Here is a 16,097-nt window from a genome sequence, read left to right as displayed (position 1 = left end):
CCCTCACAGCCTGACCGGTTGGCCAGAGCGGACGCTCTCATCCGCTGCCAGGCACACCGCCAGCGACCGCACCGCATCTTCCATGTGGCGCGTCAGGTCCAGATCCTCGGCAATCGCCCGGGCCATGAAGGCCTGCTCGCGCTCGCACAGCTCCTGGTGGCCCGGCTCATCGGCCATGCTCAGGTCTTCGTCCGGCTGGCCCACCCGATGCACCCGCAGCATGGACGTCTTCGTATGTGTGTCGTGGTCATCCGATTTCGCCGTCTCCGGCATCCGGATCGACACCGCCCCCCGGGGCGAGACCACATCCTTCACGAAAAAGGCAGTGTCGCTCATCATCGGCCCCCAGCCGGCTTCATACCAGCCCACGCTGCCATCCGCGAACAGCACCTGGAAGTGGCCGTAATTGTACATCCCCTCGGCAATCTCGTCCGACAGCCGCAGCCCCATGCCGCGCACTTCTACCGGGCGCGCATCGGTGATCTGGCACATCACATCGACATAATGCACCCCGCAATCGACCAGCGGAGAAGTCGTCTGCATCAGCGCCTTGTGCACCTCCCAGGTCGGGCCCAACGACTGCTGGTTCAGGTTCAGCCGGAACACATAAGGCCCGCCCAAGCTGCGCGCCTCGGCGATCAGCCGCATCCAGCTGGGGTGATGCCGCAGGATGTAGCCCACGACCACCTTGCGCCCGTTCGCCTTCGCACAATCCACCACCCGCCGGGCATCGGCCACCGAGGTCGCCAGCGGCTTTTCCACGAAAACATGTGCGCCCTGCTCCATCGCCGCGCAGGCATAGTCGGCATGGCTGTCCGAGTAGGTGGAGACGCAGACCAGACCCGGTTTCAGCCTTTTCAGAGCCTCATGGAAATCCGCCGTGATGGCGTAGCCGTCCAGTGCCGGGTCCAGCCGCGGCGCCGAGCGGTTCACCAGCCCCACCACCTCGAACGCCGGGTTGCGGTGATAGGCCAGCGCATGGCTGCGCCCCATGTTGCCCAGTCCCGCGACCAAAACCCTGATCATTTGACCGCTCCTGCCGTGATGCCGCGGATCAACTGCCGCGAGAAGACAAGGTACAGCACCAGAACCGGTACGATCGCCAGGCTCAACGACGCCAGCACCGCGTTCCAGTTCGTCACGAACTGCCCGATGAACACCTGCGCGCCCAGCGTCACCGTCTTGGTGTGCTCGGCCGGCGCCAGGATCAGCGGGAACCACAGGTCATTCCAGATCGGAATCATGGTGAACACCGCCACCGTCGCCATCGCCGGCCGCACCAAGGGCAGGACCAGCCGGAAGAAGATGGCGTATTCGCTCAACCCATCGATCCGCCCGGCGTTCTTCAGGTCGTTCGAGACCGACTTCATGAACTCGCTCAGGATGAAGATGCTCAGCGGCAGACCCTGCGCGGTATAAACCAGGATCAGCGCCGTCAGCGTGTTCACCAGCCCGCTCGCCACCATGATTTCAAGGATCGCCACCGTGCCCAGCCGGATCGGGATCATGATCCCCAGCGCCAGGTAAAGTCCCATCAGGCTGTTGCCGCGAAAGCGGTATTCACTCAACGCAAAGGCCGCCATGGCGCCGAACAGCAGCACGCAGAACAGGCTGGCGCAGGTCACCACCAGGCTGTTCTGGAAATACAGGAAGAAATCGCCCTGTTTCAGCACGGTCTGGTATCCCACCAGGTCGAAGTTCCCAGGCAAGGGCAGCGCCAGCGGATCGGCGAAAATCGCCTTGCGGCTTTTGAAGCTGTTGATGACGATCACAAAGACCGGAAACAGCGCGATCACCGTATAGGCGATCAGCACCGCATGCGCCGCCACCGTCCGCCCCCAGGATGCCCGTGCGGTGGCCATCAGAACTGATACCTCCGCAGCCGGGTCTGGATGCCGAACAGATACAGGCACACCCCCACCAGGATGATCCCGAACATGGCCCCCGCAATGGCCGACCCCATGTAGGGATCACCGATCTGCAACTGGAAACCGAAAAAGGTGCGGTAGAGGAACGTCCCCAGGATATCGGTGCTGAAATCCGGCCCCGCCAGCGCCCCCTGCGCCACATAGATCAGGTCGAAGGCATTGAAATTGCCGACGAAGGTCAGGATCGAGATGATCCCGATGCTTGGCAGGATCAGCGGCAGCTTGATCTTCCAGAACTGCGCGCCGCCGGTGATCCCGTCCATCTCGGCCGCCTCCAGCACCTCGTCGGGAATGCTCAGAAGCGCTGCATAGATCAGCATCATCGGAATGCCCACGAACTGCCAGACGCTGACCAACGCAAGCGCCGTCAAGGCATATTCCTCCTTGCCCAGCCAAGGCGCGAACAGGCTTTTCAGCCCCACCATGTCCAGCAGGCCCGGCGCAATGCCCCAGATCGGCGACAGGATCAGCTTCCAGACAAAGCCCACGATGACGAAGGACAGGATCGTCGGAATGAAGATCGCCGTCCGGTAGAACGCCGCCATCCGCAGGTTCGGAGACGACAGGATCGCCGCCAGCGCCACCCCGATCGGGTTCTGCACCAGCATGTGAATGACAAAGAACCACAGGTTGTTGCCCAGAGCGTTCCAGAAGGCATCCGACCAAAGCGCATCGCCGAACAGCGTCGCGAAATTCCGCAGGCCCACAAAGACCCGCGCCCCCGCCGCGTCCTCGTTGAACAGGGACTGCACCAGCGTCCCGAACAGCGGGATGATCATCAGCGCCGTATAGACCAGCACCGCCGGGGCCAGGAACACCGCGATATGCCAGCGAACCGGCCGCACAGATGCCATGCCTTTACCCCTTCATCTTGGTGAAAATACCCTGCAGGGGGTCCGGGGGGCGCAAAGCCCCCCGGTCCTGTCGGTTCAGATCACTTCTGCGGCTCGTACCAGCTGGCCAGGCCCTCCTGCAGCCGCTTGCCCGCGTCTTCCGGCGTCTCGGTGCCCTTGATCACGTTGGCGCTGGCGTTCCAGGTCTCGTTCTCCAGGTTCGGCGTCCCGCGCGACAGGATCTGATAGGTCGAGCGGATCGTCGACTGGCACTTCTGCCGCCAGGACACGAATTCCTGCGCCAGCGGGTCCTTCATCTCGACCGGGGTCGAGTTCAGGCTGAAGAACCCCGGCAAGGCGTTCGCATACAGCGTGGCGAACTCGGGCGAGCCCACCCATTCCAGGAACACCTTCGCCGCCTCGGCATTGGGCGAGGCCGCGTTCATCCCGATCGCAATGTCGGTGTGGTCGCTGATATAGCAGGTGTCCCCCGCCGCCGCGACCGGCGGCGCAAAGGCCCCCATCTTGAACCCCGCCTGCGCGTTGAAGCCCGAGATTTCCCACGACCCGGCCGGATAGATCGCCGCCCGGCCCAGGGTGAACAGGTTCTGGCTGTCGGGGTAGGTCTGCGCCTCGAAACCGTCGCCGAGATAGTCCTTCCACTTCGCCAGTTCCGCGTAAGGCGCAACCCAGCCTTCATCGGTCAGCTTCTGCTCGCCCTTGATCAGCGCCAGCCGGCCCTCTTCGCCCTTCCAGTAGTTCGGCCCGATGTTGTTGTAGCCCATCGTGGCCGCTTCCCACTGGTCGTTCGTCCCCATCGCCATGGGAATGTAGGTGCCGTCCGCCTTGATCTTGTCCAGCGCGGCAAAGAACTCGTCCCGCGTCGTCGGCACGGCAATGCCCAGCGCCTCGAAGGCATCGGCGTTGTAGATGAAGCCATGGATCACGCTTGCCATCGGCACGCAGAACGTCGCCGCCGCGTCATCGGTCTGCCAGGCGCTCTTCGCGACCGGGCTGAAGTTGGCCATCGCCGCCAGCCCCGACAGGTCGGCCAGATAGCCCTTGTTGTACAGCTCAAGACTGGCGTCGAAGGGCCGGCAGGTGATCAGGTCGCCGGCGCTCCCCGCCTCCAGCTTGCTGTTCAGCGAGGCGTTGTATTCGGTCGGCGCGCTGGGCGCGAAGACCACGGTGATATCGGGGTGTGCCGCGTTGAAGGCCGGAATCAGCACGTCCTGCCAGATCGTCAGGTCGTCGTTGCGCCAGCTTTCGATGGTCAGCGTGGTCTCCGCCAGCGCCGGCCCGGCCAGCAGGGTGCTGGCCAGCAGCGCCATCCGAACAGTCTTCTTCATCACTCATCTCCCTGGTTTCGGGCCACGTTAGACCCTGTTTCCGTCACTTCAGATGCGGCGCCAGATGCCCCGCACTCCGCTTCAAATCCGCTGCGGCCTCGACGGCGCTGCGGCCTTGTGCGACCAGCACCGCCAGCTTCACCGCCCCGCCCGACACCGCCAGCGCCGCTTGGGCGTCCGTCATCCCGACGCCGGCCAGCGCACAGATGATCCGCGCCGCCCGGTCTCTCAGTTTGGCATTGTCGGCGGTCACATTCACCATGAATCCGTCGTGCACATGGCCCAGCAGGATTCCCATCCGAACCGAGATCAGGTTCAGCGCCACCTTCTGCGCCGTCCCCGCCCCCAGTCGGGTCGATCCGGCCACCACCTCCGGGCCGGTATCCAGCAGCACCGGAATATCGGCCAGCTCCAGCAAGGCAGACCTGGCGACATTGGCGATCCCTGCCACCGTCACCCCCGCCGCCCGGGCCGCCCGGGCCACCTCCATAGCATAGGGCGTGGACCCAGAGGCCGAGACGCAGATCATCGCATCCCCCACCCGCAACCCCGCCGCCGCGAAATCCCTTGCGGCCAGCGCCGGGTCGTCCTCGACCGCACCCGTCATGTGCAACAACGCCGCTGCGCCGCCCGCGAACAGGACCGGCGTCCGCTCTGGCGCGATCCCGAAGGTTCCGGGCAGTTCCAGGCAATCCGCCAGCGCCATCAGTCCGGAAGACCCCGCCCCGGCATAGGCCAGCTTGCCGCCCCCGGCCAAAGCCGCCGCCACCGCCTCTGCCACCTTTTCCAATTGGGGAATCGCCGCCCGAACCGCCGCCAGGGCCGCCATTTGCGCATCCAGAAGCCCGCCCATCGCTTCGACGCCTGCCAGACGGTGCAGCCCGGCAGACAGCTCATGCAGCCCTTCCGTGGACCTTGCGGCCATCCCGACTCCCCCCGGTTGGCTCGATAATGCCAAACCAATACCAATTGTAAAGGAAGTTCTTTCCAAGGCCGCGAAAGGCGCCGAAAACCAAAGACCACTTTGCAAATGGTATTATCTTGGTATCCTTCTTCCCGAGGGGATTCGACATGGACACTGGGATCACAGTCACACGGGGCAAGGCCGCATGATGCAGCGCCTGTTCTCTCCCGACGGCTTTGACGACCCCCGCGCCGGCCCGCTGTACCTGCAACTCCAGCGCCGCATCGCCGAGGCGATGGCAACCGGCCGCCTGGCCCCCGGCGACAGCTTGCCGGCTGAGCGGGACATGGCCGCCATGACCGGGCTTTCCCGCGTTACCATCCGCAAGGCCATTCAGGCCCTTGTCGCCTCGGGCCAGCTGACCCAGCGCCGCGGCTCGGGCACTTTCGTCGCTCAGCGCGTGGAACGCCTGGAACAGGCTCTGTCCCTTCTCACCTCGTTCACCGAGGACATGGCCCGCCGTGGCCGTCGCGGTGACAGTCTCTGGCTGTCGCGCAGCATCGCCGCCCCGGTCCCCGAGGAAATCATGGCCCTTGGCCTGGGCGCCGGCGACCGTGTCGCCCGGCTGGAACGGGTCCGCCGCTCGGACGGCATCCCGCTGGCCATCGAGCGCGCCTCGCTGCCGCTGTCCGCCTTGCCAGACCCTGAATCGGTGGAAACCAGCCTTTACGCCGCCCTTCAGGCCCGCGGCCAGCGCCCGGTTCGCGCCGTGCAGCGCATCTCGGCCGCCAACCTGTCGCCGCGCGATGCCGAGCTTCTGGCCGTTCCCCCGGGCGCGGCTGGATTGCGGATCGAAAGGATCGGCTACCTGCCCGACGGCCGCGTCGTCGAATACACCCGGTCGCTCTATCGCGGTGACGCCTATGATTTCGCCGTCGAACTGAAACTCGCCCCGGAAGGAGGCCTGCCGTGACCAGCCACATGGCCCGCGAAGTGGCCGAGATCCCCGAAGCCGCCGCCCGCTTTCTGTCCCAAAGCGCGGCCGAGGTTGAAAAAGCGGCTCTGACATTGCGGAGAGCGAACCCGGGCCTGGTCGTCACCGTGGCCCGCGGATCATCCGACCACGCGGCGAACTACCTGAAATACGCCATCGAACTGCTTGCCGGCATCCCCGTGGCCAGCGTCGGCCCTTCGGTCGCCTCGATCTACGGGCGCCCGCTGCACCTCAAGGGCGCGGCCTGCCTGGGCATCTCGCAGTCGGGCCGCAGCCCCGACATTGTCGAGATGATGCGCGCCGCGGGGGCCGGTGGGGCAATCCCGATCGCCATCACCAACGATGCCGACAGCCCCATGGCCCGGGCCAGCGCCCACACCCTGCCGCTGAATGCCGGCGAAGAGAAAAGCGTTGCGGCGACCAAGACCTTTGTCTGTTCCGTCCTGGCCGGCCTGTGCCTTCTGGCCGAATGGCAGGACGATGCGCCCCTTCGCGCCGCCCTGCAAAAGGTGCCCGAATCCTTTGCGGCCGCCCTGGCGCTGGACTGGTCGCCGCTGGCGAACCGCCTGTCCCGTGCCAGTCAGGCCTATGTGCTGGGCCGCGGCCCGGCCTTCGCCATTGCCGCCGAGGCCGCGCTGAAGCTCAAGGAGACCTGCGGCCTGCACGCCGAAAGCTATTCCGCGGCCGAGGTGCTGCACGGCCCCTCGGCCATCGTCGCGGCCCACTTCCCCGTCCTCGCGCTGGGCGTTCAGGACGCCGCCCTGCCGCACGTCGCCGCCACCGCCGAGCGGCTTGCGGGACAGGGGGCCGATGTCTTCCTGACCGGCACCACCGCGCCCGGCGCGACGATGCTACCTTCGGTGCCCGACCTGCACCCCCTGGTCGCGCCTCTTGTTCTGATCGTCAGCTTCTATGCCTTTGCCGAGGCGCTGTCGCGGCGCCGCGGCTTCGACCCGGATACGCCGCCGCACCTTCGCAAGGTCACGGAGACCACCTGATGCCCACCACCTACACCGGTGCCACCGTCTTTGACGGCACCACTCTTCGGCCTGGCGCAAGCCTGACGGTGGATGGTGACCGGATCACCGATTCCGCAGGAACAGAGACGTTTTCGCTGCAAGGGGGATACCTTCTTCCCGGCCTTCTGGACCTGCAGGTGAACGGCGCCGGGGGCCAGATGGTCTCGGGCCGCACCACGGCGCAGGATCTGCGCGCCTTCTGCGACACCCACGCAAGGCTGGGCGCGACCGGAGTCCTTCCGACCCTGATCACCGACACGCCCGAAGCGACGGCCAGCCTGATCGACGCCGCCGTCCGGGCCGCGGGCACGCCGGGCCTGCTGGGCCTGCATCTGGAAGGCCCGCACCTGGACCCCCGCCGCAAGGGCGCGCATGACGCCGCACTGATCCGGCCGATGACCGATGAAGACTTGAACAGTCTCTGCGAAGGCCGAACACGCCTGCCAGCGCTGCTGGTCACCGTCGCCCCTGCCTCGGTCACCCCCGAGCAGATCGCCACCCTGACCCGCGCTGGCATCGTCGTGAGCCTTGGCCACGCCGACTGCACCCATGCCGAGGCCACCCGGGCCTTTGCCGCCGGGGCCACCTGCGTGACCCACCTCTTCAATGCCATGAGCCAGCTGACCAACCGCGAGCCCGGCCTTGCCGGGGCGGCGATGACCCCGGGCATCCACGCCGGTCTGATCGCGGATGGCCTCCACGTCCATCCCGCGGCCATGCGCATTGCCATGGCGGCGAACCCCGACGGTCTGTACCTGGTCTCCGACGCCATGGCCCCCGCGGGCAGCCCGATCACTGAATTCACTCTGGGCGGCCGGCGCATCCTGCGCCGCAACGGACGCCTGACGCTGGAAGACGGCACCCTGGCCGGGGCCGACCTGACCCTGCCGCAGGCGATCAGGACCCTGGTCGCCACCACGGGCACGCGCCTTGAGACCGCCTTCGCCATGGCGTCCAGCCGCCCCGCGGCAATCCTCAGCCGCCCCGACCTGGGCCACCTGCGCCCCGGCGCCCCGGCGGACTTCATCCACCTGGGCCGGGATTTCAGCCTGCAAGGCGTCTGGCGGGCCGGAGCGCGCCTGCTTTAGTGCGGCTGCGCGGTCTGGGCGCGGCGGGCCAGTTCCTGACGGTAAAGCGACAGGAAATCGACGTTGTCCACGTTCAGCGGCGGGAAGCCGCCGTCGCGCGTCACGTCCGAAATGATCCGGCGGACAAACGGGAACAGCATCCGCGGGCATTCGATCAGCAGGAAGGGGTGCATCTGGTCTTCCGGCACGCCCTCGATCAGGAACGTGCCGCCGTATTCCAGCTCAAGCAGGAACAGCATGTCGCCTGACACCTTGTTCTTGTTGGCGATCTTGAACTTCAACAGCACGTCATACTGGTTCTCGACCGACCGCTTGCGAGCGTCCAGGCTGACCGCCACCTGCACGTCGGGCTGGATCTCGGCCTGGCCCGCGCCTTTCTGGACCAGCACGTTCTCGAAGCTGAGGTCGCGCACATATTGCGCCAGCACCTGCATGCGCGGAGCGAATTGCGCGCCGGGTCCGGGGCTGGGTTGGGCGGGGGCTTGCTCGGCCATGTCTTCACTCCTGGGCAGCGGGCCGCATCCGGCGCCGCGCGAAACCTGCATCGCCGCCGTGCCTAGCAGAGCCGTGCCCGGCGCTCAATGACCCTCGTCGGTCCAGCCCGAGCGGCCCGGGCCGCGACCGGAGGGCGGCGGAACCTCTTCCCACTCGGCCTCGATCACCTCGGCCTCATGGTGTCCGGCGCGCGTGCCGGTCTGCACCACCTTGACCCGCGCCATCATCCGCGCGGACAACAGGTCTTGCAGCGGAGGAATCAGCAGAATCAGCCCCAGCGCGTCGGTCAGGAACCCGGGCAGGATCAACAGCAGCCCGGCCATCATCCGGAACATGCCTCGACCCATCCCGTCCTGAGGCCGGCCCAGCGCCGACAATCCTTCGCGCAGGCGCACCTGGTTCCGTGCCGCCTCGGCCCGCAGCACAAGCACCCCGGCAAACCCGGTCAGGATCACCCAGGCCAGGGTATTCAACAGCCCGATGCGCCCGCCGATCACAACGAACAGCCCGATTTCGATCATAGGCCAGGCCAGAATGGCCAACATGCCCCACATGAGACGGCCTCCTTTGCAGCCGTGAACCGCCCCAAGGTTTACTTGGCGCCGGCTCCTCCCTACATAGAGGCAAACGCGCGCCGACCCAAGGCGCATCGCGGAAGGGTATCTGATGAATTCGTCGCTGATCCAGCTTCTGGTTCTGGCCGGGATCGCCATCTTCCTGATCCTGAAATTGCGCTCGGTCCTTGGCACGAGGGACGGTTTCGAAAAACCTCCCTTGCCCCTGGACGATGTGAAACCCCGCGTCCGCCGGGACTTCGAAGTGATCGAAGGCGGGCCGGACCGTGACATCACCGATCATGTCCCCGACGGCTCCACCTCGGCCAAGGCGCTTGCCGCGATGAAGCAGGCCGAGCCATCCTTCACGGTCGGCCCCTTCCTGCAGGGCGCCCGTGGGGCCTATGAGATGATCCTGACCGCCTTCGAAAAGGGCGAGCTGGACCGCATCCGCCCGTTCCTGTCGGATGATGTCGAGGCGAGCTTCGCCGAAGGCATCGCCGCGCGCGAACGCGAAGGGCTGACGATCGAGTCGAACTTCGTCGGGCTGAAGGAAATGGTCTTGCAGGAGGCGACCTTCGACCGCGTCTCCGGCTTTGCCGAGATCACCGTCCGCTTCGTGGGCGAACTGACCTCGGTCGTGCGCAACAAGGCGGGCGAGGTGGTCGAGGGCGACCTAAAGTCGATCAAGCGCCAGCGCGACGTCTGGACCTTCGCCCGCAAGATGGGCGAGTCCGACCCGAACTGGCAGCTTGTGGCCACCGGCGACTGACCCTTGGCATGGCCGGCCTTCTCCGCAGCCTCGCGTTTCTGGTGGCGGTGATGGCCGCCGGGCCCACCCGGGCCGAGATTGTCGATTTCGAATCCCTTGCGGGCTGGCAGCAGGATGGCCAGGCGCAGGCGCTTGCGGCCTTTCTGGACACCTGTGACGGGCTGGACGCCCCCGACTGGCGCCCGCTCTGCGCGCTGGCCCGCGACGTGCCGGCCGACGACGACTCGGCCCGCGCCTTTTTCGAGCTGTTCTTCAAGCCGGTGATCCTGGGCGACCCGCCCGCCCTGTTCACCGGCTATTATGAACCCGAACTGACCGGCTCGCCTGTCCGCACCTCACGCTATGCCTGGCCGATCTACCGCCGCCCGCCCGAGTTGAAGGACGGCACCGTCTACCTGACGCGCCAGCAGATCGAATCCGGCGCGCTGCGCGGCCGCCGGCTGGAAATCGCCTGGCTGGACGATCCGGTTGAGGTGTTCTTCCTGCACATCCAGGGCTCGGGGCGCATCCGCATGCCCGACGGCGCGGTGATCCGCGTCGGCTATGCCGGGCGCAACGGCCACGCCTACCGCTCGGTCGGGCAGGAGCTGGTGCGCCGCGGGCTGATGTCCGCGCATGAGGTTTCGGCCCAGGTCATTGCCGCCTGGGTGCGCCGCAACCCGGGCCTCGGGGACGACCTTCTGAACCACAACCCGTCGTACATATTCTTCCGCAAGCTCAAGAACCTGCCGGCCGACAAGGGCCCCATCGGCGCCATGGGCCGCTCGATCACGCCGCTGCGGTCGCTGGCGGTGGACCCGGCCTTCACCCCCCTGGGCGCCCCGGTCTGGATCGAGAAGGCGGGCCGCCTGCCGCTGAACCGCCTGATGGTCGCGCAGGATACCGGCGGCGCGATCAAGGGTGCCCAGCGGGCCGACATCTTCTACGGCTTCGGTGCCGCCGCGGGTGAGGCGGCCGGCGAGGTCAAGGATGGCGGCCGCATGGTGCTGCTGCTGCCCATCGACCGCGCCTATGCCATGCTGACGGACCTTTGATCCATGCCGCGCCGGCGTCTCTTGCGGCCGGACGAAGCCGAGTTGTGGCAGGCCGTCGCCCGCACCGCGCGCCCGATGCACAACCCGCATCTGCCGCTGCCCGAGACGGCAACCCCACCCCTGGCGGCGGAGGAGCCGAAGCTTCCCGCGCAATCGCGGCTGCCGCACTTTCGTCTGGGAGAACGCGCACCGGCTGCCCGTCCGCACGACCTGGCGCCCCTTGCCACGACGCACGGCCTGAAGATGGACGCCAAGACACACGCCCGGATGACCCGCGGCAAGCTGGCCCCCGAGGCCCGGCTTGACCTGCACGGAATGACCCTGGCCGAGGCGCACCCCGAGCTGATCCGCTTCATCCTGAACGCCCAAGGCCAGGGTGTGCGCCTTGTACTGGTGATCACCGGCAAGGGCCGCGCCATGTTCGAGCCGATTCCCCGCCCGACCGGCGCGCTGCGCCACCAGGTGCCGCACTGGCTGCGCCTGCCGCCGCTGGGGCAGGCGGTGCTGCAGGTCGCCGAGGCCCACCTCAAGCACGGCGGCGAGGGTGCGTTCTACGTCTACCTCCGCCGCCGCTAGCGCCCGGTGGCCACCGCCTCGACCGGCGCCAGGATGATCCCGGTCGCGCTTCGCACCGTCAGCACCACGCCCGGCAACAGGCCCACCCGGCGGCTGGCTTCGGCCGAAAAGGCCGCGTCCAGGTTGGCGATCCCGCCCAGAAGCTTGATCAGCGCCGGCGAGGTGCCCAGGTTGAAATGCCCGGCGCCCTCGTTGTAGGCGGCCGTATCGAAATAGGTCAGTTCCAGATCGGCCAGCGGCGTCAGGTCCTTGAGGTTGCCCAACCGATCCGGCGCGCCCGCGATCTTGGACGAGATGTTCAGGATGGTGTCCTTCCGGCTGCCAAAGATCAGGAACGGCTGCGGCAGCGAACCCATCGCCCGCGCCTGGGCCCGGAACAGATCGACATCCAGATCGGGCGAGATCAGCACCACCCCGCCGATGTGGCTCATCACCCGCCTGTCGCCCCGGATGGCAGCTTGCCGCAGCGTCTCCATCGCCACAGCACCGCCCATCGAATGCGCCACGATGATGATGCGGTTCGCCCCTGCCTGTGCCACCTGGGCCATCAGGTCTTCCAGCCCGTCGCGGCCGAACAGCGCGGAATCGCGGTCATAGACATAGCCCAGCGCCGATCCGCGGCTGGGCCAGGCGTAATGCACCGCGATCCCCGGCACCTTCAGGTCATAGTGCATCTGCGCCACGCGATAGACGCTTTCGGCCATGGTGTTGTTGAAGCCGTGAACGTAGATCACCACGTCACGCTGCCCGCGCCGGGCCATGGCACCCTTCAACTCGGCCCGAAAGCCCTTGGCATCTGCGTATTCCACATCGGCCAGCGTCAGGAAGTCGGTCATCGGGTCGGCGCTGCGGGCGCTTCCGGGCCAGGTCACCTCGCCCACCGGGCGGTCGAAGGGCACCAGGATGTCATAGCGCAGGAAGCTTGCCGTATCCGACCGGCCAAAGCCGAATTCGCCGGCATCCTTCTCGCGCGAGGTTCCCACGAAGACCACTTCGCGCACCCCCGCATCCGAGGCCGTTGCGGCCTTCTCGGGCGGAATCTGGTCCAGTCGCACGAACTCTCCCCGAGGAGAGCAGGCGATCAGCGCCAGCGCGGTGAACAGCGGCAACAGCAGTCTCATGCGACCTTTCTCGCCCCGCAGCCGCCGCAAGGCAAGGCTCAGAGCACGTAGCGCGAAATATCCGCCGACCGTGACAATGCGCCGACGTTCTTTTCGACAAAGCCTTCGTCCACGACGACCTCTTCGCCGCCACGGTCGGGGGCGGTGAAGGACAACTCCTCGAACACCCGCTCCATTACCGTGTACAGCCGCCGCGCGCCGATGTTCTCGATGCTGCGGTTCACCTCGGCTGCGATCCGTGCAATCGCCGCGATGCCGCCTTCGGTGAAGGTCACCGCCACCGCTTCGGTGCCCATCAGCCCGGCGTATTGCCGGGTGAGCGCATTGTCGGTCTCGGTCAGGATGCGCACGAAATCGGCCTCGGTCAGGGGCTGCAGCTCCACCCGGATCGGCAACCGCCCCTGCAATTCCGGCAGCAGGTCCGACGGCTTGGCAATGTGGAACGCGCCGCTGGCGATGAACAGGATGTGGTCGGTCTTGACCGGCCCGTACTTGGTGGAAACCGTCGTCCCCTCGATCAGCGGCAGCAGGTCGCGCTGCACGCCTTCGCGCGACACATCCGCCCCCCGCGTCTCGGCCCGGGCACAGATCTTGTCGATCTCGTCCAGAAAGACGATGCCGTTTTCCTGCACTGCCTCCAGCGCCGCCGCGCGCACGGCCTCGTCGTCCAGAAGCTTGTCCGCCTCTTGCCCGATCAGCACGTCATAGCTTTGCGAAACCGTCATCCGCTTGCGGGTGCCGCGGTTGCCGAAGGCCTTGAACAGGTCTTGCAGGCCCTGCATCTGCATTTCCATCCCCGGCCCGCCACCGCCCATCATCGGCATCTGCGGCCCCGGCTCGATGACCTCGATCTCGATCATCGTGTCGTCCATCTCGCCGCGCTTCAGCTTGCCCCGGAACGACTCGCGCGTTCCCGGCCGCGCATCGGTGCCGGCCAGCGCTTCGATCACCCGGTCCTCGGCCGCCCGCCGCGCGCGGTCGCGCACCTCTTCGCGCATCCGGGCGCGGGTGTCGTTGATGCCGACATCCACCAGATCGCGGATGATGCTGTCCACGTCGCGGCCGACATAGCCCACCTCGGTGAACTTGGTCGCTTCCACCTTCAGGAACGGCGCGCGGGCCAGCTTGGCCAGCCGCCGGCTGATCTCGGTCTTGCCCACCCCGGTTGGTCCGATCATCAGGATGTTCTTGGGGTAAACCTCGTCGCGCAGATCGTCGCCCAGGCGCTTGCGCCGCCAGCGGTTGCGCAAGGCCACCGCGACGGCGCGCTTGGCGTCGTTCTGGCCGATGATGAACCTGTCCAGTTCCGAGACGATTTCCCGTGGCGTCAGATCAGTCATTCGGGCCTCGCATAGGGCGGCAAGCGGTCCTTGCCGGGAAAGTTCGGCAGCACCTTCATCACAAAGGCGCGCAACTGCACCCACCAGGTGCCGATGCCGGTGATCAGGGCGCCCAGCGCGATCAGGATGAAGATCCAGCTCCCGAAATCCTGCGCGTCGCCGGCAAACCAGCTGATCACCACCGCGATATAGACGATCGCCGCGGTCAGGAACGACCGACGGTCGATCACCAGCGCCAGGATGGTGATCACCACCAGCGCCAGGCTCAGCATCCCGATCCCCTGCCCGCCGCCGCTGTTGAGCAGCGTCACCGCCACCGTGTTCACCAAGGCCGGCGCCGCCAGCAGGTGGCACCAGAACGCCGTCGCCGCGTGCCGGCCCAGCCGGTGCGGATCGCGGGTGTCGAACCACATCCCCACCAGAAAGGCGCCAATCCCGAACACCAGTGTCGCCGTGGCAAAGGCCGGGCTTTCGCGCAGGTCGAACAGCCCGTCAAAGCCCGACGCCCCGCTCATCATCCCGGTCAGGTTCGCGGTGGATGCGGTGAAGGCATAGATCGCGCCCAGCACGAACCCTCCGGTCAGAAAGGCCGCAAACGGCAGCCGGAACCGCCGATACCACAGCACCATCCCGGCCGAGGGCAGCGCGAAGGCCAAGACCCCGGCCATCCGCGCGCCGACATCCATCTGCTCCAGCACCGTCACCGCAAAGATCGCCAGCCCCACGCCAAAGGCCGTGGCCAGCACCATCGACGGCAAGGTCATCCGCCGCCGCAGGGTGAAATACCCCGCCCACCACCAGGCAATGCCCGCCGTGATCAGCGGCACCGCCACCAGCAGGCCGAACCCGCCGAACCAGGCCAGCATCATCGTCACGCCCGTCAGCAGGATCACCAGGCCGATCGAGATGAAGATCTCGGAGAACCCGCGAAAGAACTCGAACGGCTCATCCTCGGACGGCATCGCCTGCCGGTGCCCCGCCCGCGCCTCGACCAGCACCCGCAGCTTTGCCGCCTGCGCCTCGTCCACGATCCCAGCCGCCACTGCGGCCCGCAGGTCTTCAGCGGTCATTTGCGGATGGTCTCCACCGTCAGATTGCCGTTGGTATAGACACAGATATCCGCCGCAATCGCCATTGCCTTGCGCGCCACCGCCTCGGCCGAAAGATCGCTCTCCATCAGCCCCCGTGCGGCCGCCAGCGCGAAATTCCCGCCCGACCCGATGGCGGCCACTTCATGCTCCGGCTCCAGCACATCGCCCGCGCCGGTGATCACGAACAGCGCCTCGCCGTCGGTGACAATCAGCATGGCCTCGAGATTGCGCAGGTACTTGTCCATCCGCCAGTCCTTGGCCAGGTCCACGCAGGCCCGCGCCAACTGCCCCGGAGCCGCCTCAAGCTTCTTTTCCAGCCGCTCCAGCAGGGTGAAGGCATCCGCCGTGCTGCCGGCAAAGCCGCAGACCACATCCTTGCCACCCGGAGACAGGCGCCGCACCTTGCGCGCCGTGCCCTTGATGACGGTCTGCCCCAGGCTCACCTGCCCGTCGCCGGCCACCACCACCTCGCCGCCCCGCCGCACCGCCAGAATCGTCGTGCCGTGCCAGCCGGGAAATTTGTCTTCGGCCATCCGCGCCTCCGTCGTTCCGCCCCTATATGGCCGGACCTTGGCCAAAACAAAAGGGCGGGCCTTCCGGACCCGCCCTTGGCACAGCCTTTGACTCGGCTCAGATCGCCGACTTGATCCAGGTCTCCAGCGCCGCCTTGGGCGCCGCACCGACCTTGTTCGAAACCACCTGGCCGTCCTTGAACAGGAACAGCGACGGGATGCCCCGCACGCCCAGCATTGCCGGGCTGTCCGGGTTCTCGTCCACGTTGACCTTCACGATCTTCACCTTGCCGGCGTATTGCTCGGCCAGTTCCTCCAGCGCCGGGCCGATCATCCGGCAGGGGCCGCACCATTCGGCCCAGAAATCCACCACCACCGGCACGTCCGATTTGCGGACCTCGGCATCGAAGGTGGCGTCGGTGACGGCGACGGTGGCAGCGCCCATGGCGGTTCTCCTGCGGGAAAGGGTCGGCTGCGAAACCTATGG

The 16,097-nt window shown here is 66.9% G+C and carries 18 protein-coding genes; 6 read left to right on the top strand and 12 right to left on the bottom strand.

The genetic code is table 11. The features are described from left to right. Window positions 1–3 precede the first annotated feature (3 nt). The 5 genes from LHP98_RS07250 to LHP98_RS07230 all read right to left on the bottom strand — a co-directional run bounded on the left by LHP98_RS07250 (window position 4) and on the right by LHP98_RS07230 (window position 5,035). Window positions 4–1,026, bottom strand: coding sequence for a Gfo/Idh/MocA family protein (locus tag LHP98_RS07250; protein WP_227251850.1), 1,023 nt, complete (start codon window positions 1,024–1,026; stop codon window positions 4–6). Then, a complete protein-coding gene (locus tag LHP98_RS07245) occupies window positions 1,023–1,862 on the bottom strand; it encodes a carbohydrate ABC transporter permease (RefSeq protein WP_227251849.1) in 840 nt (279 codons plus the stop codon). Before LHP98_RS07245 ends, LHP98_RS07250 begins: the two co-directional genes overlap by 4 nt. After that, entirely contained in the window at window positions 1,862–2,782 is a 921-nt protein-coding gene (locus tag LHP98_RS07240; RefSeq protein ID WP_227251848.1) for a carbohydrate ABC transporter permease, read from the bottom strand. Before LHP98_RS07240 ends, LHP98_RS07245 begins: the two co-directional genes overlap by 1 nt. Window positions 2,783–2,862: 80 nt before the next feature. Next, a complete protein-coding gene (locus LHP98_RS07235; RefSeq protein WP_227251847.1) occupies window positions 2,863–4,110 on the bottom strand; it encodes an ABC transporter substrate-binding protein in 1,248 nt (415 codons plus the stop codon). Between the two features lie 43 nt (window positions 4,111–4,153). Beyond that, entirely contained in the window at window positions 4,154–5,035 is an 882-nt protein-coding gene (locus LHP98_RS07230; RefSeq protein WP_227251846.1) for an N-acetylmuramic acid 6-phosphate etherase, read from the bottom strand. A 187-nt stretch (window positions 5,036–5,222) separates the two neighbouring features. Between LHP98_RS07230 and LHP98_RS07225 the strand changes: the two genes are divergently transcribed. Genes LHP98_RS07225 through nagA form a run of 3 tightly spaced genes read left to right on the top strand, consistent with a single transcriptional unit; the run spans window position 5,223 to window position 8,115 of the window. After that, complete coding sequence (locus LHP98_RS07225; protein ID WP_227252078.1) at window positions 5,223–5,987, top strand: GntR family transcriptional regulator; 765 nt, start codon at window positions 5,223–5,225, stop codon at window positions 5,985–5,987. A gap of 8 nt (window positions 5,988–5,995) precedes the next feature. After that, window positions 5,996–7,006 carry an SIS domain-containing protein gene (locus LHP98_RS07220; protein ID WP_227252077.1) on the top strand — a complete coding sequence of 337 codons (1,011 nt, stop codon included), beginning with the start codon at window positions 5,996–5,998 and terminating at the stop codon, window positions 7,004–7,006. Next, window positions 7,006–8,115, top strand: a complete 1,110-nt coding sequence (nagA, locus tag LHP98_RS07215) for an N-acetylglucosamine-6-phosphate deacetylase (RefSeq protein WP_227251845.1) — start codon at window positions 7,006–7,008, stop codon at window positions 8,113–8,115. The genes LHP98_RS07220 and nagA overlap by 1 nt, the downstream gene beginning before the upstream one ends. Here nagA and secB read toward each other — a convergent pair. Both secB and LHP98_RS07205 read right to left on the bottom strand, forming a co-directional pair. Further along, window positions 8,112–8,609, bottom strand: a complete 498-nt coding sequence (gene secB, locus LHP98_RS07210) for a protein-export chaperone SecB (protein ID WP_227251844.1) — start codon at window positions 8,607–8,609, stop codon at window positions 8,112–8,114. The genes nagA and secB overlap by 4 nt on opposite strands. 84 nt (window positions 8,610–8,693) lie before the next feature. Continuing rightward, entirely contained in the window at window positions 8,694–9,164 is a 471-nt protein-coding gene (locus tag LHP98_RS07205; RefSeq protein WP_227251843.1) for an FxsA family protein, read from the bottom strand. A gap of 112 nt (window positions 9,165–9,276) precedes the next feature. On the opposite strand from LHP98_RS07205, the gene LHP98_RS07200 reads away from it, so the two are divergent. The 3 genes from LHP98_RS07200 to LHP98_RS07190 are packed head-to-tail and all read left to right on the top strand — an operon-like array spanning window position 9,277 to window position 11,546. Further along, on the top strand, window positions 9,277–9,936 hold the full coding sequence (locus LHP98_RS07200; protein ID WP_227251842.1) for a Tim44/TimA family putative adaptor protein: 660 nt from the start codon (window positions 9,277–9,279) through the stop codon (window positions 9,934–9,936). 8 nt (window positions 9,937–9,944) lie between these two features. After that, window positions 9,945–10,970: a murein transglycosylase A gene (locus LHP98_RS07195; RefSeq protein WP_227251841.1), complete on the top strand. Its 1,026-nt coding sequence runs from the start codon at window positions 9,945–9,947 to the stop codon at window positions 10,968–10,970. 3 nt (window positions 10,971–10,973) lie between these two features. Continuing rightward, complete coding sequence (locus LHP98_RS07190) at window positions 10,974–11,546, top strand: Smr/MutS family protein (RefSeq protein ID WP_227251840.1); 573 nt, start codon at window positions 10,974–10,976, stop codon at window positions 11,544–11,546. Here LHP98_RS07190 and LHP98_RS07185 read toward each other — a convergent pair. The 5 genes from LHP98_RS07185 to trxA all read right to left on the bottom strand — a co-directional run bounded on the left by LHP98_RS07185 (window position 11,543) and on the right by trxA (window position 16,055). Then, the gene (locus tag LHP98_RS07185; RefSeq protein WP_227251839.1) at window positions 11,543–12,667 is read right to left on the bottom strand and encodes an alpha/beta hydrolase; all 1,125 of its coding nucleotides are present in this window, start codon (window positions 12,665–12,667) and stop codon (window positions 11,543–11,545) included. The genes LHP98_RS07190 and LHP98_RS07185 overlap by 4 nt on opposite strands. A gap of 38 nt (window positions 12,668–12,705) precedes the next feature. Further along, on the bottom strand, window positions 12,706–14,007 hold the full coding sequence (gene hslU, locus LHP98_RS07180; protein WP_227251838.1) for an ATP-dependent protease ATPase subunit HslU: 1,302 nt from the start codon (window positions 14,005–14,007) through the stop codon (window positions 12,706–12,708). Beyond that, entirely contained in the window at window positions 14,004–15,077 is a 1,074-nt protein-coding gene (locus LHP98_RS07175) for a hypothetical protein (protein WP_227251837.1), read from the bottom strand. Before LHP98_RS07175 ends, hslU begins: the two co-directional genes overlap by 4 nt. Further along, complete coding sequence (hslV, locus tag LHP98_RS07170) at window positions 15,074–15,631, bottom strand: ATP-dependent protease subunit HslV (RefSeq protein WP_227251836.1); 558 nt, start codon at window positions 15,629–15,631, stop codon at window positions 15,074–15,076. Before hslV ends, LHP98_RS07175 begins: the two co-directional genes overlap by 4 nt. A 97-nt stretch (window positions 15,632–15,728) precedes the next feature. After that, window positions 15,729–16,055: a thioredoxin gene (gene trxA / locus LHP98_RS07165; protein WP_227251835.1), complete on the bottom strand. Its 327-nt coding sequence runs from the start codon at window positions 16,053–16,055 to the stop codon at window positions 15,729–15,731. Window positions 16,056–16,097: the final 42 nt, after the last annotated feature.

Source organism: Rhodobacter sp. Har01, from assembly GCF_020564565.1.
Classification (GTDB): domain Bacteria; phylum Pseudomonadota; class Alphaproteobacteria; order Rhodobacterales; family Rhodobacteraceae; genus Pseudogemmobacter.
Note: the sequence above shows the minus strand (reverse complement) of the source record. Positions and strands in the feature narration are given on the sequence as shown.